General features: G+C 67.2%; 1 protein-coding gene and 1 pseudogene. Both read left to right on the forward strand.

Annotation, left to right across the window (positions count from 1 at the left end; translation table 11 throughout):
- Positions 1–381, forward strand: a pseudogene (locus A5709_RS23085) (acetaldehyde dehydrogenase (acetylating)); the annotation flags it as partial.
- Positions 378–1,327, forward strand: a 950-nt coding sequence (gene dmpG, locus A5709_RS23090) for a 4-hydroxy-2-oxovalerate aldolase (protein ID WP_068122764.1), incomplete at its 3' end; no start/stop codon positions are given. The pseudogene A5709_RS23085 and the gene dmpG, both read left to right, overlap by 4 nt.

A 1,327-nucleotide genomic window follows, 5' to 3' on the forward strand; every position in this document is an offset into this window, starting at 1 on the left:
ATCGGCGGCGCCAAGCGTGGCAAGGCGATCATCATCCTCAACCCCGCAGACCCGCCGATGATCATGCGCGACACCATCTTCTGCGCCATCCCCGAAGACGCCGACCGGGACGCGATCGCCAAATCCATCCACGACGTCGTGGCCGAGGTGCAGACCTACGTGCCGGGATATCGGCTGCTCAACGAGCCGCAGTTCGACGAGCCGTCGATCAACTCCGGCGGCCAGGCGGTCGTCACCACGTTCGTCGAGGTCGAGGGCGCAGGCGATTACCTGCCCCCGTACGCGGGCAACCTGGACATCATGACCGCCGCGGCCACCAAGGTCGGCGAGGAGATCGCCAAGGAGTCCCTATCCGCTACGGCGCCGGGAGCGCAGGCATGAGTACGCACGACATCTTCTTCAACCCGATCTGGGACGTGCGGTTGACCGACACGTCGCTGCGGGACGGCTCTCACCACAAACGCCACCAATTCACCAAAGAAGAGGTGGGCGCCATCGTGGCGGCCCTGGACACCGCCGGCGTGCCGGTCATCGAGGTCACCCACGGCGACGGGCTGGGCGGATCGAGCTTCAACTACGGGTTCTCCAAGACGCCCGAGCAGGAGCTGATCAAGCTGGCCGCCGAGACGGCCAAGGAAGCCAAGATCGCCTTTTTGATGCTGCCCGGCGTCGGCACCAAAGAGGACATCAAGGAAGCCCAGAACAACGGCGGCTCGATCTGCCGGATCGCCACCCACTGCACCGAGGCGGATGTGTCGATCCAGCACTTCGGCCTGGCGCGCGAGCTGGGGCTGGAGACCGTCGGGTTCCTGATGATGAGCCACACCATCTCGCCGGAAAAGCTCGCCGCCCAGGCCCGCATCATGGCCGACGCGGGCTGCCAGTGCGTCTACGTGGTGGACTCGGCCGGCGCGCTGGTCCTCGAAGGGGTCCGCGACCGGGTGGCCGCGCTGGTCGCCGAGCTTGGCGATGACGCCCAGGTCGGTTTCCACGGGCACGAGAACCTCGGGCTCGGGGTGGCCAACTCGGTGGAGGCGGTTCGGGCGGGCGCCAAGCAGATCGACGGCTCGTGTCGGCGGTTCGGCGCCGGCGCGGGCAACGCGCCCGTCGAGGCGCTCATCGGGGTGTTCGACAAGATCGGCGTGAAGACGGGTATCGACTTCTTCGACATCGCCGACGCCGCCGAAGAGGTGGTCGCACCGGCCATGCCGGCCGAGTGTCTGCTGGACCGCAATGCGCTGATCATGGGCTACTCCGGGGTGTACTCGAGCTTCCTCAAGCACGCCATCCGCCAGTCCGAGCGCTACGGCGTGCCCGCCCACCAGCT

This window comes from Mycobacterium sp. E1386 (assembly GCF_001672745.1).
Taxonomy (GTDB): Bacteria; Actinomycetota; Actinomycetes; order Mycobacteriales; family Mycobacteriaceae; genus Mycobacterium.